A 26,432-nucleotide genomic window follows, 5' to 3' on the forward strand; every position below is an offset into this window, starting at 1 on the left:
AATGAACTTAATTTTTTAAAGTTTAGAAGCCATAAAAATCACTAACTCCAAACTAAAAGTAAGTTCAGAATTTAATTTTTTATTGACGCAATAAGTGCTGCCTCAAAGCTCTCAACCGTATAGGCTTCGTCTACCAGAAACGAACCGCTGCCTTCGCGTCGAAGCGATGTTAAATGAGCTCCCGATTGCAATGCCGTTCCCAAATCGTGCGCCAGCGAACGCACATAAGTTCCTTTACTGCATGTGAGCCAAAAGTCGAGCTCGGTTTCCGAACGGCGGTTTAGCTTAAATTCGAAAATCTGCACCGGACGCGCCGCAATTTCTACTGTCTCGCCCGCTCGTGCATGTTCGTACAAACGTTTCCCGTCTTTCTTAATCGCCGAATAAATGGGCGGCTTTTGGAGTATCGTTCCTTCGAACGATTTTGCTGCCGCGGAAAGAAATTCGTCCGTAATGTGTGCGGTTGGGAAAACAGCATCGATTTCCGTTTCTAAATCGTACGAAGGCGTTGTAGCACCCAACTTTATCGTCCCGGAATAAATCTTAGTCTCAGCTTGAAACGTATCGATAGATTTGGTCATTTTTCCGGTGCAAACAATCAAGAGTCCGGTTGCCAGCGGATCGAGCGTTCCGGCATGACCCACTTTTATTTTCTTCAAACCCAACTGCGATTTCAACAACCATTTTACTTTGTTCACCAATTGAAAACTCGACCAATGCAAGGGTTTATCGAAAAGCAAAACTTCGCCTTCGAGAAAACCTTCAGAAGTAAATGAGCGACTTTTCATTTAGCGCGTAAAGTAAATCAGTAGTAAAATGCCCGCAATAATGCGGTACCAACCCCAAAGTTTGAAGCCGTATTTCAACAAAAGTGCGATAAACGATTTGATGGCGATAATTGCAACGATAAACGCCACGACGTTTCCACCTAAAAACAACTGCCAGCCGTTTTCGGTAGCCGAAATAAGTTCGTAACCTTTGCTGCCGCTGGCTTCGTAGGTTTTCACAAAAATGCTGTACACGCTAACGGCAAGCATGGTAGGTACCGCTAGGAAAAACGAAAACTCGGCTGCTGCTTTACGTGAAAGTCCTTGTTGCATACCGCCAATGATTGATGCCGCCGACCGACTTGTACCTGGCATCATCGCCAAACATTGCCAAAAACCAATGATTACCGCTTTTTTAACCGGAAGTTCTTGCTCGTTGTGAATGATGGGGTTTTTGAAAAACCTATCGATAAACAACAGAACAACGCCGCCAATAATCAAAACAATTGCAATAGGCACCGGATCACCAAGAACGGCATCGATGTAATCGTCGAAGAGTTTCCCCAAAACCAAAGCAGGAACTACCGCAAGAGCGAGTTTGGTATAAAATTGCAAACGTGTAAAATCGAAGAATTTTTTGGCATATAAAAAAACCACGGCCAAGATGGCTCCAAACTGAATCGACACTTGAAAAAGTTTGGTAAAATCGTCGTTTTGAATTTGAAAGTACGAACTCGCAAAAATCATGTGTGCTGTTGAAGATACGGGCAAATATTCCGTTAAACCTTCAATGACCGCTAAAACAAACGCTTCGAAATAATTCATTTCGCCGTTTTAGGATTTTTTAAAATCGACCAAATAACCACGCCAAAACCAATTAAAACAACGGTGGGTGCCAATCGAATGCGTCGGAAATTAAAAATCTCTGGATTAAAAACATTTGGATCATCCGATCCGCCTCCCGACATCAGGATAAAACCTAAGGCGATAACGGCACAGCCAATTAACAACAATCTGTAATTCTGTTTTCCGAATACGAAATGCGTTTCTTTAGATTCTTTCATAGTGATTTAGTATAAATCGTCTGTTCGTAAGTTCAAAAAGCGCTGTGTGGCAAAAAAGGTACTCACAAACGTGATTAAAACACCCAATCCAAACACGGCCAATAAGATAATTCCGGTAGCAATAGGTTCGTCTAAAACGCCTAATCCCGGATTGGCATTATCAATCCACAACAGCAAAGCAATTAGAGCAATTACTGCTAAAACGCCGCCAATCATTCCCAACTTCACGCTGGTCCAGATAAACGGCTTGCGAATAAACGCTTTTGTTGCGCCTACCATTTGCATGGTTTTTATGATGAAACGCTTGCTGTAAATCGACAAACGCATCGAACTGTTGATAATCAAAACAGAAATAAGTGCAAAAACACCCGAAATAATCAACATCCACAAACTAATTTTCTGGATGTTCTCGTTCACCAATTTTACAATTTGCTTGTCGTAAACCACATCGCCAATCATTTCATTCTTGCGCAAACGATCTTCAATACGGTCAATACTGTCGCGAACTACATAATCGGCTTTCAAATACACATCAAATGAGTTTTGCAATGGATTGACGCCCAAAAACGAAATAAAGTCTTCGCCAACCACTTCCGAGTGATTTTTTGCTGCTTGTTCTTTAGAAACATATACGGCTTTCTTTACAAATTTTGCCGTTTTTAGCTCGTTGCTAAAAGCTGTTAATGTCGAATCGGTGGCTTCGTTCTTGAAAAAAACCGTCACAGCAATTTCTTCCTTAAAATTATCGGCTAATTTTTTGGAATTAATCACAAACAAGCCGAGCGCACCCAATAAAAACAGCACCAAAAATACGCTGAGTACTGCTGAAAAGTAAGACGTTATGAGTCGGCGTTTTTGAAATTTATCGTACGAAGATGCCATTGTTAACCGCAATTTGGTGGTAAAAATAGTAAACTAATCTGGTTACTGTTTATTATGTTCTTCAAACTTTCCACATTCAGGCATTAAGTTTAAATTTGCGCGCACTTGTCGCAATCCCTACCACCTGTTAAAAGTTGCGACAACGATCCATAATTATGAAGTACTTACCAAACGAAATTGAAGCCAAGTGGCAAAAATATTGGGCCGACGAAGAAACTTTTAAAGCGTCGCACGATTCCGAAAAGCCAAAATACTACGTTCTCGATATGTTTCCGTATCCTTCCGGAGCCGGATTACACGTAGGACATCCGCTGGGCTACATCGCATCCGATATCTACGCACGCTACAAACGCCATCAAGGATTTAACGTGTTGCATCCGCAAGGCTACGACAGTTTTGGCCTTCCGGCAGAACAATACGCCATACAAACCGGACAACATCCGGAAAAAACTACCGCTGAAAACATTGCGCGTTACCGACAACAGCTCGATCGCATCGGTTTTTCATTCGATTGGAGTAAAGAAGTGCGTACTTCCGATCCGAATTATTACAAATGGACCCAGTTCATTTTCTTACAGATATTCGATTCGTGGTATGATAAATCGGCCGACAAAGCACGACCCATTTCCGAACTCGTTTCCTTATTCGAAACTTCGGGAACTACCAACGTTAATGCCGCTTGCGACGATAACGTTACCACATTCACCGCCGATGAATGGATTCACTTTTCACCTGAAACCAAGGAACAGATTTTATTGCAATACCGCCTCACTTACTTGGCCGAAACCGAAGTAAACTGGTGTCCCGGGCTCGGAACCGTGCTTGCCAACGACGAAATTGTTAACGGCGTTTCCGAACGAGGTGGCTTTCCCGTTATTCGCAAGAAAATGACACAGTGGAGCATGCGTATTTCCGCTTACGCAGAACGCTTACTTTCCGGCTTGCAAACCATCGACTGGACGCAATCGCTTAAAGACGCACAAGAAAACTGGATCGGAAAATCGACCGGTGCCTTGGTGCAGTTTGCCGTGCGCGATCAAGACGGTTTGGATTTAGATTTTGCATTAAATGCCGACAATACCACCGGACAGTTTATTGAAGTGTTCACCACACGTCCGGACACTTTATACGGCGTGAGCTTTTTAACGCTTGCACCCGAACATCCGTTGGTAGCACATATTACAACTGCCGACCAAAAAGCAGCTGTGGAGGCCTACGTAGAAGCCGCTGCTAAAAAATCGGAACGCGATCGGATGAGCGATGTTAAGACCATTTCCGGAGTTTTCACAGGGGCTTATGCCATACATCCGTTTACCGGAGCCGAAATTCCGATATGGATTGGCGACTACGTCTTAGCGGGTTACGGAACTGGTGCCGTAATGGCAGTTCCGGCGGGCGACGAACGCGACCATGCTTTTGCAAAATTCTTCAACCTGCCCATTCCACAAATTTTTGAAGACCAAGATACCGACACTGCTGCGTTTACCAATAAAGGCGGATTTTCGTTAATGAATTCGGGCTTCCTCGACGGACTCGACTACAAAGCCGCCATGAAAAAAGTGATACAAGCTTTGGAAGAATCGGGCGCCGGACGAGCAAAAGTAAATTACCGCCTACGCGATGCAGTGTTTTCCAGACAACGCTACTGGGGCGAACCGTTCCCGATTTATTATGTCGACGGATTGCCCAAGGCCATCGCTGTCGAACATTTGCCCATCACTTTACCTGAAGTAGAGAAATATTTACCAACGCCAGACGGTGCGCCACCACTCGGAAACGCCACACATTGGGCTTGGGATACGGTTACAAACACGGTGGTAAGCAACGAACTCATCGACAACCAAACAATTTTCCCGCTTGAGTTAAATACCATGCCGGGGTGGGCCGGAAGTTCGTGGTACTGGTTGCGTTACATGGACGCGAAAAACGAAAACGAACTCTTTTCCGCGAAAGCGCAACAATACTGGCAAAACGTTGATTTATACATCGGTGGTAGCGAACACGCCACCGGACACTTGCTGTACGCACGCTTCTGGAACAAATTCTTAAAAGACCGCGGTTTCATCCAAGAAGAAGAACCGTTCAAGAAGCTCATCAACCAAGGGATGATTTTGGGAATGAGTGCGTTCATACATCGACTGGATTTCGCTGACTATTCGGATGGTCTTGGCGCTACCGCATCTGGAAACACATTTACTTCCGAACAAAAACAACGGATACAAGAATTTTGTAACAACAAGCGAAACAAAGTATTTGTCTCCAAAAATTATTTAGAAAATCGTTTAGACTTAATGAATGGAGAAGTTTTAGGAATTGCTTCCTCTTTTCCTTTTCTAGAAAGATCATTAGTTAAGCGATACCCCGAAATAGAAGACATAATCAGTGGAATACACATAACGGTAGCAAAATTGCATATTGATATCTCCTTAATTAATGAAGTTACCAACGAATTAGATATCGAGAAGTTAAAAAATCACTCACATTTAAGTGATTTTAGAAATGCTGAGTTTATTGCAAGCGATGATAAGATTATCGTTTCTCGCGAAGTCGAAAAAATGTCGAAATCCAAATACAACGTAGTAACACCCGACGATATTTGCGAGCAATACGGCGCCGATACGCTGCGTTTGTACGAAATGTTCTTGGGTCCGCTGGAGCAAGCCAAACCGTGGAACACCGCCGGAATTAGTGGTGTGTTCAGTTTCTTGAAAAAGTTGTGGCGTTTGTATTTCGACGACAACGGTTTTGCGGTTACGGCACAGCCTGCCACGCCCGAAGCTTTGAAAGTACTGCACAAAACCATTAAAAAAGTGCAAGACGACATCGAAGGATTTTCGTTTAATACCTCGGTGAGCCAGTTTATGATTGCCGTTAACGAACTTACAGCCTTGAAATGCCGCGAACGCAGTGTTTTAGAACCTTTAGCCGTGCTTATTTCGCCCTACGCGCCGCACATCGCCGAAGAATTATGGGAGCAATTGGGCCATCAATCGAGCATTGCCTTTGCACCATTTCCGAAGTTTAATCCGGAGTTTTTAGTGGAATCTACCAAGAACTATCCGGTTTCATTTAACGGAAAACACCGCTTTAACGTAGAGCTTCCGATGGATTTAACCACCGAAGAAATCGAATTGCGCATCATGCAAGACGAACGCACCGAAAAGCAACTCGAAGGCCGAACGCCCAAGAAAGTAATTATCGTTCCTGGGAAAATTATAAACATCGTTTCCTAAATTTTCGCTAAAAAGCACCAAATTCCAACTGTCAGCTTGACAGAACATAAAATTTGGTGCTAAATTTGATAAACGTAAAGAAAATAAACATAAAATGGGAATAGGAATTTATTTAATAATGGGAATCTTGTTCTTGGTGTCGTGGTTGGTAAGCAACCGACTCCAGAGCAAATTCGATAAGTACAGCAAATTACACTTGGCCAACGGCATGAGTGGCGCCGAAATCGCCGAAAAAATGTTGGCCGATCACGGCATTCGCGACGTTCGAGTTATTTCGACTCCCGGGCGTTTAACCGATCACTACAATCCAGCCGATAAAACCGTGAACCTCAGCGAAGCCGTTTACAATCAGCGCAATGCGGCAGCGGCAGCAGTTGCAGCGCACGAAGTAGGACACGCCGTACAACACGCAACAGCTTACAGTTGGTTGCAAATGCGTTCAACACTGGTACCCATCGTAAATATTGCCTCGTCTATGGTGCAATGGATTTTACTTGCTGGTGTGCTCATGATCAAAACCTTTCCAGAGCTTTTGCTTATCGGAATCATCGTTTTTGCTGCAACAACGCTCTTTACGGTAATTACGTTACCTGTCGAGTACGATGCCAGTAACCGTGCGTTGGCGTGGCTCGAAAACAAGCGTATGCTCACGCGCGAAGAACAAGCCGGTGCACAAGACGCTTTGAAATGGGCGGCACGCACGTACGTGGTAGCGGCCATCGGTTCTATTGCAACTTTGCTGTATTACATCAGTATTTACGCCAACCGACGCTAATTCGGAAATTCAAAAAACAATACAGAAGCTGCTTTTTAAGGCAGCTTTTTTTATTTGGGCAAACCGGCAGTTCCCACGCCAAAACCCAAGCACTGCCGTCGCGCTTTACGCTGCAACTCCTCGCCACCGGTGGAAACCACCCGGCGGCTGTGGGGTTTCCGCTGCACCCGAGGCTTTAGCCGAACTGACCGGAGGTAATCGCTTTTGCAGAAAATCGTTACCGAAAAAATTACGTTAACGAACGTTCGTAGTAAAAATCGGATTGTTGACGTACAAATCCTATGGCGGATTTTTTGTTTTGAAATCGATTTTAAAAGAGAATTTCTGCTAAAACCATTTCTTTTTAAGTGCGATTTTTATAGCCGCCGTTTTATTGGAAACGTGGAGTTTCTCGTAGATGTTGGCAATGTGTTTTCGTACGGTGTGTGGACTAATAAAAAGTTTGTCGGCTATTTCTTTGTAATTTAATCCGGAAACGATTTCCTGAAGTATATCCCGTTCACGAGACGTGAGATATTCAATCACATCCGATTCCGACTCATTTTCAGTCTTTTGAAACGATTTTTCGGAAAATTTCAACATTTCTAAAGTTCGTTTGGCTACGATGGGCGACATAGGAACTGAACCTTCGTACAACAATTCGGAAATAGATGAAATTATTTTCGCAATCGATTCATCTTTAAGCAGATATCCGCTCGCACCTGCTTTTACGGCATCGAAAATTTTCTCGTCTTCACTAAAAGCAGTAAGCATCAGAAATTGAATATCCGGATAGATTTCTTTGGCGATCAATACGGTTTCGATTCCATCCATTTCGGGCATTTCAATGTCCATTAAAACAACCAAAGGCTGGCTGTTTTTTGGACGCTTCTCCATTTGTTGCAGAAAATCGATTCCATTTTCAGCGGTAAACAAAACCTCGATGGGCTGATTGTATTGAATTTGCTCCGTTAAAGTATTGCGCAACAATCGTTTATCGTCTACAATAGCAATGGAAATTTTTTTCATTTTGCATGTTTTAGCATTAGAGAAGCTCCCATAAAAACCGTTTACTGTTCTATGATAGTTCCTGAAAAAGTTGTTGCAGTTCCAGAACCTAACGGAATCGGCGTAACATTAATTTGAGGAATTACTATTTTAGCTTTTCCGCCTGTTATTGTTACCGTAGCATCTACGGTTTGGCCGCTTACCGGATAGTAACTTGTTCCGTACTGCCCTGTTGCTTCGTCGTAATTTGTACCTGCCGAAATCATTATTTCGTTCGCGTCGGGCAACATGCCGTCGGTTTCCGAAATAATACGATACGTTCCAGCAGCAATACCTGTTTCTTCGCTAAAGATAATAATTGCTGTGTTTAAATTTGCTTGACCGCCCGTTACGTCTATGGCCGTGACGGCGTTTTCAATGTCACCAGTTGAGAATCGTTGCGTTACCGAAGTGGTGTAGTTAGTGCTGCCTACGCTCCAGCCGTTTGCCGAACCTCCGCCCGAGTTATCATCGTCGGAACAATTAACCATAAAAAGTGCTGCGATAGCAAGAACTGAAATTTTAAATACGTTTTTCATTTTGGGAATTTTTAGAAATTAATACACTTGATTTGTTTTTGTAACTATTTACAGGACAAAGCAAGGCATTAGCACTCCCTACAACAATAACTCATTTGTACTATTTTGCTTTCAGTACTTTAAATCGGAATTTCAATGTGCACTATTGTTCCGCTTGGTTTATTAGCTTTAAAATGTACTTTCCCTTTCAAATAATCAACGCGCACCAGAATATTTTTCATGCCTAAACCTCCTTTTTCCAAAGCTTCTTCCAAGTTAAAGCCAATACCGTTATCTTCAATGTGAACGGATATTGTTGTACTTGTTTTGTTCAGTGCAATGTGCAATTCTGTTGCCTGCGCGTGTTTAATAACGTTGTTGATTAGCTCCTGAATAACGCGATACAAAATGGTTTCTTCGGTAAACTCCATTTGTTCTTTGAAACCCTGACTTTCAAAAGAAATTTTTAGTGTTTCTGCATCTACTTTTTCGATGAAGCTCCTTATATCGGATGCAATTCCTGATTTCAAAAGAAAGTTTGGCATCATTTTATGGCTAATCACGCGTACTTCTTTACAACTTTCATCAACTAAAGCCATGGTTTTTTCTGCCAGAAACCGATCTTCATCCCGGACAAGTTCTACACGAGTAAACAAACCGGACAGATTCATTTTCACGGCACTAAACAACTGACCCACGCCGTCGTGAAGATCCGATGCAATGCGCTTTCGTTCGGTTTCTTCGGCTTCAATAACTGCTTGGGTTAACAATTCGCGTTGTTTACTTTTTTCGGCTGCTAAAATTGCTTTTTGCTCTAATTGTTTCTTTCTATACAAAGCATATGCAATTAAGAGTACTAGAATAGCTGCAATGAGTATAAATCCAATCGTTGTGTTTTTGCGATTAAGAGCAATTTCTTTCTCTTTCAAAATCAACTTCTGACGTAGGGCTTCCTTGCTCAAACTTTTAATTTTCTCTTGCCTTTTCGAAGCTTGCAATTGTGCTTGCAAAATAGTTTTACCCTGTTTAGCGATGTGCAAACTGTCTTGTGCCAGCTGCAAACGCGCACCAGACAGCGCTAATTTTTGTCGCGTTAACTCTAACAAATTTCGACTCAGAGCCAACTGCTGGTTAGCGATTTTTAGATTCTTTATCGAATCGGCTTTGGAAAGCAGTAAAATCTTGTTTTCTTTTTGCTGCGTTTCGAATTTAGTTTGGTAAAAAACAACCGATTTGCGTTGCAGCGAATCGCTAAGCTGGCTTTCTACTTTCCGAAGTTTATCGAGATATTCGATTGTTTTTTTATCCTGATTACTGTTTCTAAAAAATGTAGAATAATGCAGGTAAACTTGCTGCAAACTACTATAGTCTTTTATTTTCTTGAAATAGTTTTCGCAGGCTTGTAAGGTGGTTAATGCTTCGGGCTTGTTTTGCAAAACTTGAATTTCGCCGATGTTACTTAAAGCCGTATTTTCCGAATGTACGTCGCCTGTTTGTTTAGACAGCTTTAGCGATAAGCGATAGTATTCTAAGGCTTTTTCAAAATCGGACTTGTAATAATAAATCACCCCGATGAGATTTGCATTTACGGCTTGTTCTTTAAATAACTTCAGTTTTTCACAAAGCGCATTTGCTCTTATAGCAGTTTCTAGGGCAGCATCTAGGTTATTTTCTGTAATGTGAAGGTTTGTTAGGTTTATGTAAATCAGCGCCTTCGGGTTATCTAATTTGTATTTTTCGGCAACCTTTAAACCTTTTTCAAAATACTGAAGTGCAAGTTTCTTGTTGTTCGTATTGTTGTACATCATCCCAACGTTGTTGTACATATTAGCCGTTGAATACGGAATATTCAGTTTATCGAATAAATCTGCTGCTTCAAGAAAGAACTTAGTTGCGTTTGTGTAATCGTTTCGAAGTGCGTAAATACTGGCTTTTATATTCCGTGCCGACGCCATTAGTGCCGGTTTTTTTATCTCGCGACTTCTGTTATACAGATAATCGCAAAGTGAAATTCCGTTTCCAATATCGACTCTGAAATTTTCAAAGATGTAATCGAGATGCCCTTTAATTTGGGTCGAATCGCGGTACATTTTCGGAGCGAGTTTCAGCGTATCCGTGTGTATCGAAAAACGCTTCTCTCCCTTAACTTGAGAAAAAGTTACGCTTGAAACGGTGAAAAATAAGCAGTAAAGTACTATTCTGTGCATAACTCATTATCAAATTCGACGTCTTTTAGTTAAACTTCTGTGCCGCACAATCGGCAAATTCTCTTTCAAATTCGTCTAAAGTAAAAGACTGGTATCAAATATATTAGTTTGCCAACCAAGCTGCTAGAATTGAACTCATTTTTTGGGCACCTGCCGCATTCAAATGATCGGCGTCGTAAAAATCGTGCGGAACAAACCGCGGATCGGCGCTAAAATCCAAAAATTGCAGCTGCTTATTTATTTTTTGCAACTGTTGTACCACTTGCAGCATTTCTTGTTTCTGCTCAAAGGGAATCAGTTCGCGATAGGTATCCATGGCGGGCAAAAGGACAAAAACGACTTTTATGTTGTGCTTAGCCGCGAGCGAAACTATATTTTGCAAGGCTTTTCTCTGTATTGTTCGCTGCAGCTGTACGTCGGCTGACTGCAAATCGAAGGTATGGCGCTTTGCCGCAATTACTGCCGATTCACGCAGACGTTTCGCATTGAAATCGCGGTACGTTACTCCAGCACCAAACGCATTGCAGGTAACTTCCGATTTATCGTGTGCGTAGTAGCTAAGAAGTCGGTCGATGTTTTGCAGCATCGAAAACGAAGCAATTTCCAAGTGATTTTGCGGAAATTCCCCTACTTGCATGGATCGGTAAATGTTGTAGTGTCGCAAACGCCAAGCCTCGGAACCCTCAGTTAGACTCTCGTACAAACTGAAATACGACAAGCCAACGACCAACGTTTTTAGATTCGGCAGTCGGTTGATTTCGTGTTTTACCACTTTTAAGGTAAGGTCTGGTGTTTCGGAAACGGCCGCCAGATTGAAGGTTTGCTGGTTTATGTATTCCGGATTAATTCCGAAATAGGGATGCGAATCGCCGAGAATTAGCGTGGTAATTGTTTGTTTGTGCTTTTCTAACTGCGCTTCGCGAAAGCTGGCATCGTTGGGAATGCATCGCAACGCCCATTCGCAAGCTACGAGCAGCACGGCAACGGGAGCTAAAAAAAGAAAGACGTGTTTTAGAAATTTTTTCATGATGCAACTCGGCTGTTTCAAATGTAAAACTTTTGCCGTGCTGCTGCATTACGCGTGTATCGAAAAACGTCTTAAACGACTTTTCTTAGCGGATTTTTCAAAATTCAGACGAATTGTTGTGCACTTTTCCGGGTTAGGGATTGGCAGCGATACCCCGCATCCGCTGCGGCGGGGCGGAGTAAAGCAGAAAGCCCGACGGCGCCACACCTACCGTTTTCACAATAAGGCGTGGCGCCGGAACCCCCAAAAATTACTTGAAACTCTTATTCTTAAAACTCGAAATATCGATGACCTCTTCCTGTTCGCGATCGAAGGAAATTTCGATACTGTCGCCAACTATGGTAACGGGAAGCTGGTTAGACAATTGCGAAGATCCGACGAAAATGTCGTTTTGGTTTTTAATGGTAAAGTAGTAAAAACTATTGCCGTTTTTCACATCGGTTTGAATGCGACTCACCACGCCTTTAAGCACTTCTTTTTGCGTAACGCTTTTCGCACCAATGCCGTTATCGGCCATGTTGTACACGTTTTTATACGACATTAAGGTTTCGCGCATGGTATTTCCAACGCCCACAATCGTGTAATCGTTGATAGAAACCATGGCAAACATTTTGACCAACCCGCCTGAATCTTTTAACGTCATTACATAGGTCGGAATATTGTTGATGATGTACGGAATTGGCGTTGAAGCTTGGTAGCCTTTTTCCTGCACTTTACCTTCGGCCGAGCGTTGTGCCGCATATTCGGTAGCGCCGCTCTGCTTGTAGTAGGTGGTTTCTTTAGTTCGGGTATCCACGAGGACAAACCCAACTGTCGACTCGTCTTTACCTACCGACGATAATCCGGTGTACCAATACGACTTCTGATTTTTGCCGTACACGAGCGTTAAGCCTTCGGTAGTTTCGAGTTTATCGGCATTCGACCAGTTGAAGTAGCCGTTAACGTACTCGCCCCAATCGTCGAGTTGCTCTTCGATAAAGGAAATAGGCTGAATACGATCGATCCACGTAGGCGTTGAAGTAAGCGAATATTCTTTGATTTCGCCGGTTTGTGCATCGATGGAGAGCACGCCATTTGCATCGCTTCCGTTAAAACCAATTTTCTTATCGTAGGTTGTGACAATCCAGTACGGATTTCCGGCATCGTCGATTTCGAATTTAAAGCCAGTGATTCCGGTAGCCATATAGCCGTTAAAATACACATGTCGGTCGATACGTGAACCAAAATACGCGGCCGGTTGGTACTTAATTTTTAGCGGTTTGTTGTTTACGTTGGTTACGAGTCGAACGTCGCGCTCGTTGGTGGCAGAAACCATCACGTAGCCGGGAGTACCTTCGGAATTGGCGTACCATTTAAAGAAACCGGTATGTAAAAGTGGTGCCACCCAGTAGAGTTCGTCTTTTACTTTTTGTATGGTAAAATCGCCGATTTCAACTTGCGAACCTAGAGCGGGTTGCGAGCCGATGATTTTTTCGCCGAGTAAATACGCTAAATTCTCATCGACCACACGAATTTTATCGAGCGAAATGGGTGCAATATGCGTGGTAAGTTCGGTACCGGTTTTAACGGTTCCAATTAATTTTTGGTAGGCATCGGCGTGAAACATCGGTAGCGAGGTAACTAAGGGAACTACCGTTAAATACAGTAACACCACCAACATAGGAATTCCGAGAACTTTTCCAATTTTTCCTGAGGCAACCACTTGCTTGGATTTTGGATTGACAGAAAAGCTGGTGAAAAAAACTACAGTTAGCAACAAGGTAAACAGCAACAAAAGTCCAAGACCGTAAAAGCCGTAGTTTAAAACCGGAAGGAAGAAATAGACTCCCAAATACAGGGTTAATAAAAGCAGCAAAACGCGTAGCACTATTTTCATTTTCTTTTGTTTTTGTAATTAGTAAGCTGTTTTGTAATTCTGTTACGTTTAAAACGATACTTCTACAAAGTACTGCAAAAAGATTTTAGGAAGTGGCGTATTTATGGAATTCTGACTCGTAATTAAGTGATAAAATTTTTAGGTTGAACTGCTTCGAATTACTTTCTTTGCAATTACAAACATTCAAATTTACAGATGAAAGCATACGTATTTCCTGGACAAGGCGCGCAATTTAGCGGCATGGGAAAAGATTTATACGACAGTTCGGAGCAAGCCAAAGCACTATTTGAAAAGGCAAATGAGGTTTTGGGATTTCGAATTACCGACATTATGTTTAACGGAACTGCCGACGAGCTCAAGCAAACCAATGTAACCCAACCGGCAGTTTTTTTACATGCGGTTATTGGCGCCATAACCTTGGGCGCCGATTTTAAGCCGGCGATGGTTGCTGGCCATTCGTTAGGTGAGTTTTCGGCTTTGGTTGCTGCAGGAGCGATGAGTTTTGAAGACGGCTTGCGTTTAGTTGCCATTCGAGCCAATGCGATGCAAAAAGCTTGTGAAGCAGCACCTTCAACAATGGCGGCTGTTCTTGGTTTAGAAGACGAAGTTGTAGAGCGCATTTGCGAAGAAACTCCTGGAGTAGTGGTTGCGGCGAATTACAATTGTCCCGGACAGCTTGTTATATCTGGCGAAGTGGCTGCGGTCGAAAAAGCCTGCGAAAATCTGAAAGCGGCTGGAGCAAAACGCGCACTAATTTTACCGGTGGGTGGTGCATTTCATTCGCCGATGATGGAGCCTGCACGCGCCGAACTAGCTGAAGCGATCGAAAAAACGAACATTCAGAATCCGATTTGCCCAGTGTATCAAAATGTGGTTGCCAAAGGTGTTACTGAGGCCGCAGAAATCAAGCAAAATTTAATTTCGCAACTTACTGGAGCTGTGAAATGGACGCAATCGGTACGACAAATGATTGCCGATGGTGCAACGCATTTTACAGAAATAGGTCCGGGTGCCGTTTTAACAGGCTTGGTAAAGAAAATCGACAAAGAAGTTACAACAGAAAATTTGTAAATGCATCGTATCGAAGTTTTTGATTGCGAACTAATTTTTGAATCAAAATCTTATAAAATAAAATCCGCGGTTAAATGCCGCGGATTTTTTGTTCCCATTTCCATGCTGTAGCAATGGCATGAGTAAGATCGTTTTTGGCTTTCCAACCTAAAACTTGGTTGGCATGCTGGGTGTCGGCATAAGCTGCGGTAACATCGCCTTCGCGTCGCGCAACGATTTGATATGGTAATTTCTTTCCCGAAACGGCTTCAAAAGCGTTTATTACTTCAAGAACTGAAGAACCTTTTCCTGTTCCGAGGTTGAATATTTCTAAATTCGATTGATTCTTACCTGAAAGCAAACGCTGCAACGCCACTACATGAGCTTCGGCTAAATCGACTACGTAGATGTAATCGCGTATGCAAGTACCGTCTGGCGTTGGATAATCGGCTCCAAAAACCGACAATTGATTGCGTAATCCGGCGGCAGTTTGCGTAATAAAAGGCACTAAATTTTGTGGAACACCGAGCGGCAGTTCGCCAATTTCGGCACTTTCGTGTGCACCAATAGGGTTGAAATATCGTAAGGCAATTGCTTGAATTTGATCGGCTTTTGCCATATCCGATAAAATCTCCTCCCCTATTTGTTTGGTATTTCCGTAGGGCGACATGGCGGGTTTAATTGGTGCCGATTCGGTTATCGGTAACTCATCGGCCTGGCCATAAACGGTACAAGACGAACTAAAAATAAACTTCGCGTTTGGGAATTTTTGCAAACCAGAAAGTAGGTTTAAAATGCCTCCAATATTGTTGTGGTAATACAAAAATGGGTTGGTAACGCTTTCTCCCACGGCTTTTGATGCAGCAAAGTGAATGACGCCATCGATTTGTGCTTGCGATTCAAAAAAGCTATTTACGTCGCTTTGGTTTCGTAAATCAACTTCGAAAAAATCGGGTTTCACGCCGGTAATTTTCTCAATGCCATCGAGAGCAGATAGCGAGGTGTTGGATAAATCATCGACAACAACTACGTCGAAGTTCTGTTCAATAAGTGCCACTACGGTGTGTGCACCAATGTAGCCTAAGCCTCCGGTTACTAATATTCGCACAATTATGGTTTTAAAAATTCGATAACTTTTGAGGTGATGAATGCTATTTGCTCATCGTCTAATTCTGAGTGCATCGGAAGAGAAATAACTTCTTTAACCAAACGATTGGTATTTGGGAAGTCTGCTTCTTGATAACGTTCATCTGCGTAAGCTTTCTGTGCATGCAACGGAATTGGATAATAAATGGCGCAAGGAATTCCGTTGTCTAAAAGATGCTGCATGAGTCCGTCGCGATCGCCATCAATAATTCGCAACGTATATTGGTGAAACACGTGGCAGTCGCAGATATCGCAAATAGAAGGTGCTATTATTTTCGGATGGTTTTCAAAAGCAGCTGAATATTTTCGAGCGGCGTTCTGACGAGCGGCGTTGTAAGTATCCAAATGTGGCAACTTGGCGTTGAGCACGGCTGCCTGAATACTGTCTAATCGCGAGTTTACACCTACAACGTCGTGGTGGTATCTCACGTACATTCCGTGGTTTACGATACCGCGTAAGGTGTGCGCCAGTTCGTCGTCGTTGGTAAAAATTGCACCTCCATCGCCGTAACAGCCTAAATTTTTAGAAGGGAAGAACGAGGTTGCTCCTACATGTCCGATCACTCCCGCTTTTCGCTTGCTGCCGTCCGAAAACTTGCAATTCGCGCCGATAGCTTGTGCGTTATCTTCAATCACATACAAGTTATGTTCTTCTGCCACACGCATAATTGCTTCCATGTTTGCTGCTCTTCCGAAGAGGTGCACCGGAACAATTGCTTTCGTTTTTGGTGTGATAGCTTTTTTAATGGCTTCGATGGAAATGTTCATGTTTCCTAATTCTACGTCAACCAAAACAGGAGTAAGTTGCAATAACGCAATTACTTCGACGGTTGCTGCAAAGGTAAAATCGGCTGTAATCACCTCATCGCCTGGCTGTAAACCCAAGCCCATCATTGCAATTTGCAAGGCATCGGTACCGTTGGCACACGGAATAACGTGCTTTGCACCTAAATACGCCTCCAAATTTTTTTGAAACGAAGCAACTTCAGGTCCGTTGATATAGGTATTGGTATCTAATACTTCTTGGATTTTGGCGTCGATCACCGGTTTTATCTTTTCGTATTGACTTTTTAAGTCAACCATTTGAATTTTTCGCATGTGTATGGAATTTACCGCGCAAAAGTAAGAAATAAAGCAGTTGCTAGCTGTCAAGAAAAAGAAACGTATTTTCGCAGACGAAAGCTTTTTTACATGTACACGCTTTATTCTTTACTCGTTCGTTTGGTTGAACTCGTGCTACCACTTGTTGCGCGGAACTCCGTTAAACTTCAGCAATTTGTATCGGGCAGGGCCACGGTTTTCGCACAGTTATCGGATTTTATGCGTTCGGAGCCCCAGACCATCTGGTTTCACACCGCATCTCTTGGCGAATACGAACAAGGTTTGCCGATTATGGAAGAAGTAAAAAAGCAGTATCCGAAACACAAAATTGTGCTGACGTTCTTCTCACCTTCCGGTTATGAAATTCGCAAAAACAATAAAATTGCCGACCTAACGCTGTACCTTCCTCTCGATACAGCTGCTAACGCGAGAAAGTTTTTGAATCTGCTCAATCCCGAACTCGTGTTCTTTGTCAAATACGAATATTGGCCAAACTATTTACAAGAAATGAAACGCAACAACACCAAGCTTTTCTTGGTTTCTGGCGTATTCAGATCCAATCAGATTTTCTTTAAATGGTATGGTGGATTCTACCGAAAGGCGCTAACCGCTTTTTCACACTTTTTTGTACAAAATGCGACTGGTGCCGAATTACTTCGCGGCATCGGTTTTCAAAACATCACCGTGAGCGGCGATACGCGTTTCGACCGCGTGGTTGCCATTGCCGCTAACGTAAAAACTCCCGAATGGCTTACGAATTTTAAAGGCAGCGATAATCTGATTGTCATTGGAAGTAGTTGGCCAAAAGACGAGCAATTGTGGGCAAACTACATCAATGGCAGCGCAGCCGGCACTAAATTTCTTTTCGCTCCGCACAACATTAAATCAGAACAAATTACCGAATTGCAACGACAGCTGCGCGTACCTTTTAGCACATTCTCTACCATGAAATTGGAGGAACTCCCCGCCGCAAGAGTACTCATTGTAGACGCTATCGGATTCCTAACCAGCCTTTACGCTGCCGCGGATATAGCCTATGTAGGCGGCGGCTTCGGAAACCCGGGCATCCACAATGTATTGGAACCCGCAATTTTTGGAACTCCAGTAGTGATCGGCCCGAATTACAACCATTTTGCAGAAGCTACAGCGCTGGTAAAAAACGGCGGTGTACTATCAGTTGATTCGGAAGCGGCTTTTCGTGAAAAAATTGATTTACTGCTGAATGAACCCGATGTGGCAGCCGAAGTAGGACATATTGCGCAAACATTTGTTCAAATGAACACGGGAGCGACAGCAAGTGTGATGAAGTATTTAGGTAATCTGTAGGTTTCTCTTCAAATAGCCGATTTGGAAAAGTGTATTGCTTAACGTTTTTGAACATTGAAATACCTTCGATTTAAAACGAAAATCCGCGATAGCTCGCAACAAACTACCGCGGACATGAACAAATTAAAAACTACTTTTTAATCGAATTATATTGTTGGCCCACCTGCCATAATCTCGGCGTTGGCGAACGATTCAAACTTGCTGAAATTATCTTTAAACTTTGCGGCAAGTTCTACGGCTTTCTGATCATACAAAGCAGCATCCGACCACGTATTTCTTGGATTCAAAACCTCTGCTGGCACATTTGGACAGCTGGTTGGAATTTCCATACCAAAAACGTCGTGCTTTTGGTAGTTTACCGCATCTAACTCGCCATTTAACGCAGCAGTAATCATCGATCGTGTGTAAGCTAACTTCATTCTGGAACCAGTTCCGTAAGCGCCGCCCGTCCAACCGGTATTTATTAACCACACTTTCACACCTGCTTCTTGCATTTTAGCACTCAACATTTCGGCATATTTTGTAGGATGTAAAGGCATAAATGGCGCACCAAAACAAGCAGAGAAATTAGGTTGTGGCTCGTTTACTCCAGCTTCGGTTCCTGCAACTTTTGCCGTGTAGCCCGAAATAAAATGGTACGCCGCCTGACCAGGCGTTAAACGAGAAATCGGAGGGAGGATACCAAACGAATCGGCAGTAAGGAAAAAGATATTCTTTGGATTTTTTCCTATAGAACCCGGTTGAATGTTTGCAATATGCTCGATGGGATACGAGACGCGTGTGTTGGGCGTAATCGACGTGTCTTTAAAATCAACGTCCATTGTACCTTCTTTAAAAACAACATTCTCTAAAATGGCACCCGGCTTAATAGCACGAAAAATATCCGGTTCGCTTTCTTCTGTTAAGTTTACAACTTTGGCATAACAACCGCCTTCAAAATTAAAGATGGTATTTTCGGATGTCCAACCGTGTTCGTCGTCGCCTATCAATTTTCTGTTTGGATCGGCCGATAAGGTAGTTTTTCCAGTACCTGACAAACCAAAGAACAAGGCAGTATCGCCCGATTCGCCCACGTTAGCGCTACAATGCATTGGCAATGTATTTTTGAAAACAGGCAACATGAAATTCAAGGCTGAAAAAATTCCTTTCTTCATTTCTCCGGTGTAGCCCGTTCCGCCTACTAAAGCAATTTTTCGAGAAAAATTTAGAATAGCGAAATTCGACTGTCGGGTTCCGTCGCGCTCGGGAACAGCTTCGAAGCCAGGTGCACAGATTACGTGCCAATCAGGCGAAAAACCTTCCAATTCGCTAGCGTTAGGACGCAAAAACATATTGTAACAAAACAAATTCGACCAAGCAGTTTCGGTAACCACACGTACGTTCAATCGGTAATGTGGATCGGCACACACGTAACTTTCACGAACAAAAACTTCTTTATTGGATAAGTAATCGCAAACACGATCGTACAGCGCATCAAATTTTCCGCTATCGAAAGGGATATTCACTTTGCCCCACCAAACGTGCTCACGGGTAATGTCGTCCTCAACGATAAAACGATCCTGAGGCGAACGCCCTGTAAACGCACCCGTGTTAATGGCAAGGGCGCCTGAACTAGCAGTAACACCTTGACCTTTAGACACCGTTATATTGTGCAATTCTTCCGGACTTAATTGATAATGAACTTGAGCGTTTTGAATTCCTAAGGAAGTTACCGAAATCGATTTCGTAATCAAGGCGTGGTTGTCCATAATTTTATGAATTGTGTTGCATTAAAATTTGCTGTAAAAGTAAAAATTATTAAATTACAACGTTGTAGTTAAGAAAGATTTTCTTTTTTCGAACGAAAAATATGGTAAATTGTTAAAATCCAAGCGGCAATCATCAAAACGCCGCCTATTGGTGTTATAGGTCCTAGGAATTTAACATTTATTCCGAGGTTCGTTCCAAACAATAAGCCAAAGATAGATCCTGAAAAGAGCATTACGCCAGCCAGACAGAGCTGTAAAATACTGTTTACTTGTTTCTTAGAAAATGAATACGAAGCTATTGCCACCAAAAATAAACCGTTGTACATCAAATAGCGCACGGCAACTTCGAAGGTTTCCAACTGATTTTCCGTAAAGATTTTCTTCAAGGCATGGGCGCCAAACGCACCGGCAACAATACTAATTACGCCAAGAATTAATCCCGTACTTGCTAATTGCTTATTCAAAACCATAAAATTCGAGTCTAGCCAACAAAGGCAATTGTTTACATTTGCGCAAATCTGCACACAAAGCTATGAGAAATATCTTGATTGTTGGTGCCGGACGATCGGCTTCTTCACTTATAAAGTACTTATTGGATAAAGCGGAAACAGAACAGTTGCATCTGACCGTAGCCGATTTGTCGGTCGAACTCGCCCAAAAGAAAATCAACAATCACCAAGCGGCAACAGCAGTGGCATTCGACATCCACGATGCCGCATCGCGAAGCAAACTCGTTTCCGAATCCGACCTGGTAATATCGATGCTGCCTGCTCATTTGCATATCGAATTGGCAAAAGATTGCTTGAAACACAGCAAACACCTCGTTACTGCAAGCTACATTAGCGACGGCATGCAAGCCCTAAACCAGGAAGCCATTGAAAAAGGATTGGTATTCATGAACGAAATTGGATTAGATCCGGGAATCGACCACATGAGTGCCATGAAAATTATTGACGAAATTCGAGCTAAAGGCGGAAAAATGCTGCTATTCGAATCGTTTTGCGGCGGATTGGTAGCGCCTGAATCCGACAATAATCTGTGGAATTACAAGTTTACTTGGGCGCCTCGAAACGTTGTTTTGGCCGGACAAGGCGGTGCTGCGAAGTTTCTTCAGGAAGGAACGTACAAGTATATTCCGTACCACAAATTATTCCGACGTACCGAATTTTTGGAAATCGACGGTTTTGGCCGATTTGAAGGCTACGCCAACAGAGACAGTTTAAAATACCGCGAAGTGTACGGCTTGCAAGATGCACTGACGCTGTACCGCGGAACCATCCGACGTGTAGGCTTTTCACGAGCTTGGAATGTTTTTGTTCAATTGGGAATGACCGACGATTCGTACATCATCGACAATTCCGAACAACTGAACTACCGCGAATTTGTTAACCTCTTTTTACCACACCATCCGAGCGATTCGGTCGAAATAAAACTTCGTTTAAACGCAGGTATCGAACAAGACGACGTGATCTGGGACAAACTTCAGGAACTCGATCTCTTCAACCCAAACAAAATTGTAGGTATCAAGAACGCGACGCCCGCAATGATTTTGGAAAAGATATTGAGCGACAGCTGGAAACTATCTGAGGATGATACCGATATGATTGTCATGTACCACAAAATCGGCTACGAACTCGAAGGCAAAAAGCAGCAAATTGACGCCACCATGGTTTGCCTCGGCGACGACCAAACGTACACGGCTATGGCTAAAACAGTAGGCCTTCCCGTTGCTATTTCGGCACTAATGATTCTCAATAAAGTAATTACAACACCGGGCGTGCAATTGCCTATTGCCAAAGAAGTTTATGAGCCCGTTTTACAAGAATTGGAACAACACGGCGTGATATTTAACGAGAAAGTTGTAGATTACAAAGGTTACGAAAATTAAGGTACGATTATGAAAATCAATGCGCTACAAATAGAAATTGACGGCATCGACAAAGAAATCCTGCGGGAACTAATGATCGATGCCCGAAAACCCATACTGCAAATTGCCAATAAAGTAGGTATTTCTGGAGCTGCCATTCATCAGCGACTTCGAAAGCTGGAACAAGCGGGCGTAATCTCAGGTTCTAAATTCACTGTCAATAATAAAGTATTGGGATACAGCACTATGGCGTTTATAGGTATTTATCTCGACAAAGCTGCCCGAAACCCAGAAGCCGTGCGCGAGTTAAAGAAAATCCCCGAAGTTTTGGAATGCCACTATACCACAGGAAATTGGTCGATTTTAATAAAAATCATTTGTCGCGACAACGAACATTTGATGAATTTATTGAATAACAAAATTCAGGTTATTGATGGCGTGAGCCGTACAGAAACATTTATTTCTCTAGAACAACAGCTCGAGCGTCAAATTCAATTGTAAGAAATCTCAATACGCTTTCGTTATTCCTTTTTTTTGGCCAGCAATTCCCGCGCTTCGTTGCTAGTCCGCGTGGGAAACCGGTTTTTTGTAAGTCTTGCAACGGCTTCCGCTGGTCGCCGCCGCGCGCCAACAAAAAAATCCGCTTTCCCACTGTGGGCTATCCACTGCGCTCGGGGCTGGAAAAGAGTGCTCCAAAAAATAACATCTGAAATTAACGTGCTTAAGCTGTATTCAAAAGCACAAGATTAGTCCTAGCAACAAATCATCGCTTTGCAAAACAATATAATATTTACTCAAAATTATATTGATTACCAGCTCGCTATAAACGACAAGCCGATATTTGCGATACAAGCCGCAAAGCACGAATACTTAGGAGCCTACCCCACCACCGAAACCCGTGCAGCTACTCTCTTGGCCTGCGAGGTGATGTATTCTATTTCTTTGTCTAAATCGCCGTAAACCAATGCAACGCCCATCCGGCGATACGGTCTTGAAGTGGGTTTTCCAAACAAACGGATATCGCTGTTCGGAACCGAAAGTGCCGCATCTATTCCTTCAAAACGAGGAGAATTACTATCTGCTGCAGCTAAAATCACAGCACTTGCGCCCTTTTTCAACAATTGAATTTCATTTATGGGCAATCCCAACACGGCACGCGCGTGCAGTTCAAATTCGTTTAAATTTTGGGTGCCCGCCAAAGTTACCATGCCAGTATCGTGCGGTCTGGGCGATAATTCCGAAAAGTAAACCGCCGTCTTCGAAATAAAAAATTCAACACCAAACAAACCCGCACCTCCCAATGCTTCCGTTACTTTGGCCGCCATTTGCTCGGCTTCACGAAGCTGCTGCTCCAACATAGGCATCGGCTGCCAACTTTCCTGATAATCGCCGCGCTCCTGACGGTGCCCTATCGGCGCACAAAACAAAGTCGGTCCGTTTTGCTGCGTCACAGTTAGTAGCGTAATTTCGTAATCAAAATCAATGAAAGCCTCTACGATAACTTCTACTAAGTCGCCTCGCGATCCTTCTACGGCATATTGCCAAGACTTCGAAATATCGTTTTGTGATTTTATAACCGATTGTCCTTTGCCCGAAGACGACATCAAAGGCTTTACCACACAAGGCATACCTACCTCGGCAACGGCGGCTCGCAACGAAGCTTCGCTGGTAGCATAGCGGTATTCGGCTGTTTTCAGATTTAAATCGATTGCCGCTAAATCGCGTATTGCCTTCCGATTCATCGTAAAATTCGCGGCTTTTGCGCTCGGTACAACCTGAATGCCCTGCTGCTCGTAGTGGTAAAAACGTTCGGTACGTATCGCTTCAATTTCAGGAACAATTATATCCGGACGGTGTTTGGCAATCACGACATCGAGCGCCAAACCATCGAGCATGTTTATCACTTCGTAAGCATCGGCCACTTGCATTGCAGGCGCGTTTGCGTAACTATCAACCGCCACAACATATTGCCCCAAACGCTTACAGGCAATCACAAACTCTTTTCCAAGCTCGCCGGAGCCTAGCAGTACGATACGTTTTTCCATAACTTATATACAGAACACCAAGCGTTTGGACGGCTACTGCAATCGTAAAGTTCGACGCACTAACTAAGAAACCGCGGCTTGAATGCGATTAAAAGCTTCTATAAGCTGATTTTCTGCGGCAGCGTAAGAAATACGAATACAATTCGGATTTCCAAATGCGTCTCCGGTTACCGTTGCTACATTTGCCTCGGCAAGTAGATACAAGGCAAAATCGTCGGCGTTTTTAATTTCCGTACCGCGCAGAGTTTTCCCAAAATAATACGAAACGTCCGGAAACACATAAAACGCGCCTTCCGGTACGTTGCACTTAAATCCAGGAATCGATTTCATTTTTTCTATAACCAAATCCCGACGCTGGTGAAAGGCGTGTACCATGTCATTCAAGACACTTGGATTTGCTTGTAATGCCGTAATTGTAGCTCGTTGCGCAATAGAATTGGCTCCGCTGGTAACCTGACCCTGAATTTTCGTACAAGCTTTAGCAATAGCCTCTGGCGCACCAATGTAGCCAATACGCCAACCGGTCATGGCAAAAGCTTTAGCGACACCATTTACGGTAACGGTTCGATCTAGCATGCCTTCAATCGAGGCTATACTGCAATACGATCCCGAAAAATTTATATGCTCGTAGATTTCATCACTTACTACTATAATCTGCGGATGATTTTTCAATACCGCGCACAAAGCTTCCAATTCGGCTTTGCTGTACACCGAACCACTTGGGTTGCAGGGCGAGCTAAACCAAAGCATTTTTGTACCTGGCGTGATCGCATCTTGTAATTGTTGCGGCGTTATTTTAAAATCGGATTCTACCGAAGTGGGTACTACAACCGGAATACCTCCCGACAATTTGATCATTTCGTAATAGCTTACCCAAAACGGTGCTGGAAGGATTACTTCATCGCCATCGTTTAACAACACTTGGGCAATATTGTACAAGGATTGTTTTGCACCTGTTGAAACAACGATATTCGAAGGCTTGTAATCAAGCTGATTATCGCGTTTGAACTTCTGACAAATCGCTTCTTTTAATTCGGCGTAACCGTCGACAGGCGTATAGGTACTGTAGTTTTCGTCGATTGCTTTTTTGGCCGCTTCTTTAATGAAATCGGGCGTATTAAAGTCGGGTTCTCCCAAGCTTAAAGAAATAATGTCTTTTCCTTGCGCTTTTAATTCGCGTGCCATGGCAGCCATAGCAAGCGTTTGCGAAACAGCAAGATTATTGATTCGATCAGAAAGAATGTAGGTCATGATATTAAACTAGAGACGGATTTCCAAGTGCTTTTAAATGTCTGAAATGGGCGTAGATAGCCGAGCGAGTGGTTTTAAACTCGTAGTAAGGCAAGTTGCATTCTTTGGCAGTTTGCTTCACGATTTCACCAATTTTACCGTAGTGAATATGACTGATATTCGGGAAAATATGGTGCTCGATTTGATGATTCAAACCGCCTGTGAACCAGTTTACAATCGGATTCTTGGGAGCGAAGTTCGCCGTGGTGTACAGTTGGTGAATGGCCCAAGTATTTTCCATTTCGCCGTTTTCGTTTGGTGTTGGATACGAGGTTTGATCTACCACGTGCGCCAATTGGAAAACGATACTCAAAATTAATCCGGCTGTGTAGTGCATCAAGAAAAATCCTAAAAGTACTTGCCACCAATCAATTCCGATTAGTATTGGCAATAAAATCCAGATACTTACGTATAAAATTTTAGTGATGATAAGCGTTGTCCACAATATCTTCGGACTTTTCTCTTTACCATAAAACAGTCGGCGTTTCAGGTAGTTGCGCATTTGTTTGAAATCGGTGGTAATAGCCCAATTAAATGTGAGCAATCCGTATAAAAATACGCTGTAATAGTGTTGAAATTTGTGAAAACGATGCCATTTCGCTTCGGTTGTAAAACGCATGATACGTCCGGCGTCTAGATCTTCATCGTGGCCGTGAATATTCGTGTACGTATGGTGCAACACATTGTGCTGAACTTGCCAATTGTATACGTTTCCGGCAAGTACATAAATGGTTGATCCCATAAATTTGTTGATCCAACTTTTGCTCGAATACGAACCGTGGTTTCCGTCGTGCATCACGTTCATACCCACGCCAGCCATACCCACTCCCATAACTACCGACAGCAGTAACATGGCCCAGAATGGCATGTCGAGGGTTAAGATTAAAAAATAAGGCGTCAAGAAAATAGCGAACATAATCACGGCTTTCAGGTGTAATTTCCAGTTGCCGGTTTTAGAAATATTATTGTCTTTGAAGTAAGCATTCACGCGGCTGTTGAGGGTTCGGAAAAACTTCGCGGTGTCTTGCTTAGAGAAATTCGGTATTGTGGTATTCATAAAAAATTGTTGTGCTCAAAGGTAAAGAATTAGAGTGGACCACGATGCATGAACGCTAAAATTTAGGTTTTGTTTCACCTGTGAACTATGTTTTATTTGGGCAATGCGCCGCAACGAGTTTTCTCCTAAAACAGATGTGCATAGCGGCGCCCGCGCTTTTTGCTGCAACTCCTCGCTTCCGATCGTTACTGGAAACGCATCTCGTCGCTGCGGGGTTTCCGCGTCAATCGCTATTGCGAAAACGTTACTTGGTGACGTTCACCAGTTGACGTATCGTTTCTGGGGAAGCTAGTCCCGATAGCTATCGGGATAGACTTACTGACTTTCAAACTTTTACGTTTCATGTTCCCAATCTAACCCACAATTCCTTGGTGCCTGAGCCTGTCGAAGGCTAATGGAGATTTTTGTATTAAGATTTGAGTCCCGA

Annotated in this window: 22 protein-coding genes; 6 read left to right on the forward strand and 16 right to left on the reverse strand. The window is 43.1% G+C overall.

The window, feature by feature from the left end; all coding sequences use genetic code 11:
* Nucleotides 1-71 precede the first annotated feature (71 nt).
* The 4 genes from truB to CHX27_RS07790 are packed head-to-tail and all read right to left on the reverse strand — an operon-like array spanning nucleotide 72 to nucleotide 2,713.
* Entirely contained in the window at nucleotides 72-788 is a 717-nt protein-coding gene (truB, locus tag CHX27_RS07775) for a tRNA pseudouridine(55) synthase TruB (RefSeq protein ID WP_094486199.1), read from the reverse strand.
* Nucleotides 789-1,592 carry an undecaprenyl-diphosphate phosphatase gene (locus CHX27_RS07780; RefSeq protein WP_094486200.1) on the reverse strand — a complete coding sequence of 268 codons (804 nt, stop codon included), beginning with the start codon at nucleotides 1,590-1,592 and terminating at the stop codon, nucleotides 789-791.
* Nucleotides 1,589-1,831 carry a DUF3098 domain-containing protein gene (locus tag CHX27_RS07785; protein WP_094486201.1) on the reverse strand — a complete coding sequence of 81 codons (243 nt, stop codon included), beginning with the start codon at nucleotides 1,829-1,831 and terminating at the stop codon, nucleotides 1,589-1,591. The genes CHX27_RS07780 and CHX27_RS07785 overlap by 4 nt, the downstream gene beginning before the upstream one ends.
* 6 nt (nucleotides 1,832-1,837) lie before the next feature.
* Entirely contained in the window at nucleotides 1,838-2,713 is an 876-nt protein-coding gene (locus CHX27_RS07790) for a cell division protein FtsX (RefSeq protein WP_094486202.1), read from the reverse strand.
* Nucleotides 2,714-2,868: 155 nt separating this feature from the next.
* Here CHX27_RS07790 and CHX27_RS07795 point away from each other — a divergent pair, with 155 nt between their 5' ends.
* Both CHX27_RS07795 and CHX27_RS07800 read left to right on the forward strand, forming a co-directional pair.
* Nucleotides 2,869-5,946, forward strand: coding sequence for a leucine--tRNA ligase (locus CHX27_RS07795; RefSeq protein WP_094486203.1), 3,078 nt, complete (start codon nucleotides 2,869-2,871; stop codon nucleotides 5,944-5,946).
* 94 nt (nucleotides 5,947-6,040) lie between these two features.
* A complete protein-coding gene (locus CHX27_RS07800; protein WP_094486204.1) occupies nucleotides 6,041-6,721 on the forward strand; it encodes a zinc metallopeptidase in 681 nt (226 codons plus the stop codon).
* A 327-nt stretch (nucleotides 6,722-7,048) separates the two neighbouring features.
* Here the strand turns inward: CHX27_RS07800 and CHX27_RS07805 are convergent, their stop codons facing one another.
* The 5 genes from CHX27_RS07805 to CHX27_RS07825 form a co-directional block, all read right to left on the reverse strand.
* A complete protein-coding gene (locus tag CHX27_RS07805; protein WP_094486205.1) occupies nucleotides 7,049-7,729 on the reverse strand; it encodes a response regulator transcription factor in 681 nt (226 codons plus the stop codon).
* Nucleotides 7,730-7,770: 41 nt separating this feature from the next.
* Nucleotides 7,771-8,286, reverse strand: a complete 516-nt coding sequence (locus CHX27_RS07810) for a hypothetical protein (protein ID WP_094486206.1) — start codon at nucleotides 8,284-8,286, stop codon at nucleotides 7,771-7,773.
* Between the two features lie 119 nt (nucleotides 8,287-8,405).
* On the reverse strand, nucleotides 8,406-10,472 hold the full coding sequence (locus CHX27_RS07815; protein ID WP_094486207.1) for an ATP-binding protein: 2,067 nt from the start codon (nucleotides 10,470-10,472) through the stop codon (nucleotides 8,406-8,408).
* 103 nt (nucleotides 10,473-10,575) lie between these two features.
* Complete coding sequence (locus tag CHX27_RS07820; RefSeq protein WP_094486208.1) at nucleotides 10,576-11,499, reverse strand: SGNH/GDSL hydrolase family protein; 924 nt, start codon at nucleotides 11,497-11,499, stop codon at nucleotides 10,576-10,578.
* A gap of 250 nt (nucleotides 11,500-11,749) precedes the next feature.
* The gene (locus tag CHX27_RS07825; RefSeq protein WP_094486209.1) at nucleotides 11,750-13,375 is read right to left on the reverse strand and encodes a hypothetical protein; all 1,626 of its coding nucleotides are present in this window, start codon (nucleotides 13,373-13,375) and stop codon (nucleotides 11,750-11,752) included.
* Nucleotides 13,376-13,570: 195 nt separating this feature from the next.
* Here CHX27_RS07825 and fabD point away from each other — a divergent pair, with 195 nt between their 5' ends.
* A complete protein-coding gene (gene fabD, locus CHX27_RS07830) occupies nucleotides 13,571-14,446 on the forward strand; it encodes an ACP S-malonyltransferase (protein WP_094486210.1) in 876 nt (291 codons plus the stop codon).
* Between the two features lie 70 nt (nucleotides 14,447-14,516).
* On the opposite strand, the gene galE is transcribed toward fabD, so the two are convergent.
* Nucleotides 14,517-15,533, reverse strand: a complete 1,017-nt coding sequence (gene galE, locus CHX27_RS07835) for a UDP-glucose 4-epimerase GalE (RefSeq protein ID WP_094486211.1) — start codon at nucleotides 15,531-15,533, stop codon at nucleotides 14,517-14,519.
* A 2-nt stretch (nucleotides 15,534-15,535) separates the two neighbouring features.
* On the reverse strand, nucleotides 15,536-16,669 hold the full coding sequence (locus CHX27_RS07840; RefSeq protein WP_094486212.1) for a DegT/DnrJ/EryC1/StrS family aminotransferase: 1,134 nt from the start codon (nucleotides 16,667-16,669) through the stop codon (nucleotides 15,536-15,538).
* A gap of 93 nt (nucleotides 16,670-16,762) precedes the next feature.
* On the opposite strand from CHX27_RS07840, the gene CHX27_RS07845 reads away from it, so the two are divergent.
* Nucleotides 16,763-17,998: a 3-deoxy-D-manno-octulosonic acid transferase gene (locus tag CHX27_RS07845; protein WP_094486220.1), complete on the forward strand. Its 1,236-nt coding sequence runs from the start codon at nucleotides 16,763-16,765 to the stop codon at nucleotides 17,996-17,998.
* A gap of 146 nt (nucleotides 17,999-18,144) precedes the next feature.
* Here the strand turns inward: CHX27_RS07845 and pckA are convergent, their stop codons facing one another.
* Entirely contained in the window at nucleotides 18,145-19,746 is a 1,602-nt protein-coding gene (pckA, locus tag CHX27_RS07850) for a phosphoenolpyruvate carboxykinase (ATP) (protein WP_094486213.1), read from the reverse strand.
* Between the two features lie 68 nt (nucleotides 19,747-19,814).
* Nucleotides 19,815-20,210, reverse strand: a complete 396-nt coding sequence (locus CHX27_RS07855) for a DUF423 domain-containing protein (protein ID WP_094486221.1) — start codon at nucleotides 20,208-20,210, stop codon at nucleotides 19,815-19,817.
* 68 nt (nucleotides 20,211-20,278) lie between these two features.
* Here CHX27_RS07855 and CHX27_RS07860 point away from each other — a divergent pair, with 68 nt between their 5' ends.
* Nucleotides 20,279-21,634 (forward strand): saccharopine dehydrogenase family protein, encoded by a 1,356-nt coding sequence (locus CHX27_RS07860; RefSeq protein ID WP_094486214.1) that lies wholly within the window; start codon nucleotides 20,279-20,281, stop codon nucleotides 21,632-21,634.
* A gap of 9 nt (nucleotides 21,635-21,643) precedes the next feature.
* Complete coding sequence (locus CHX27_RS07865; RefSeq protein WP_094486215.1) at nucleotides 21,644-22,114, forward strand: Lrp/AsnC ligand binding domain-containing protein; 471 nt, start codon at nucleotides 21,644-21,646, stop codon at nucleotides 22,112-22,114.
* 377 nt (nucleotides 22,115-22,491) lie between these two features.
* Here CHX27_RS07865 and purT read toward each other — a convergent pair whose 3' ends face one another.
* The 3 genes from purT to CHX27_RS07885 form a co-directional block, all read right to left on the reverse strand.
* Complete coding sequence (purT, locus tag CHX27_RS07875) at nucleotides 22,492-23,658, reverse strand: formate-dependent phosphoribosylglycinamide formyltransferase (RefSeq protein WP_094486217.1); 1,167 nt, start codon at nucleotides 23,656-23,658, stop codon at nucleotides 22,492-22,494.
* 63 nt (nucleotides 23,659-23,721) lie between these two features.
* Complete coding sequence (locus CHX27_RS07880) at nucleotides 23,722-24,909, reverse strand: pyridoxal phosphate-dependent aminotransferase (RefSeq protein ID WP_094486218.1); 1,188 nt, start codon at nucleotides 24,907-24,909, stop codon at nucleotides 23,722-23,724.
* A 4-nt stretch (nucleotides 24,910-24,913) separates the two neighbouring features.
* The gene (locus tag CHX27_RS07885; RefSeq protein ID WP_094486219.1) at nucleotides 24,914-26,005 is read right to left on the reverse strand and encodes a fatty acid desaturase family protein; all 1,092 of its coding nucleotides are present in this window, start codon (nucleotides 26,003-26,005) and stop codon (nucleotides 24,914-24,916) included.
* Between the last annotated feature and the right edge of the window lie 427 nt (nucleotides 26,006-26,432).

It is taken from the genome of Flavobacterium aurantiibacter (genome assembly GCF_002251775.1).
Taxonomy (GTDB): Bacteria; Bacteroidota; Bacteroidia; order Flavobacteriales; family Flavobacteriaceae; genus Flavobacterium; species Flavobacterium aurantiibacter.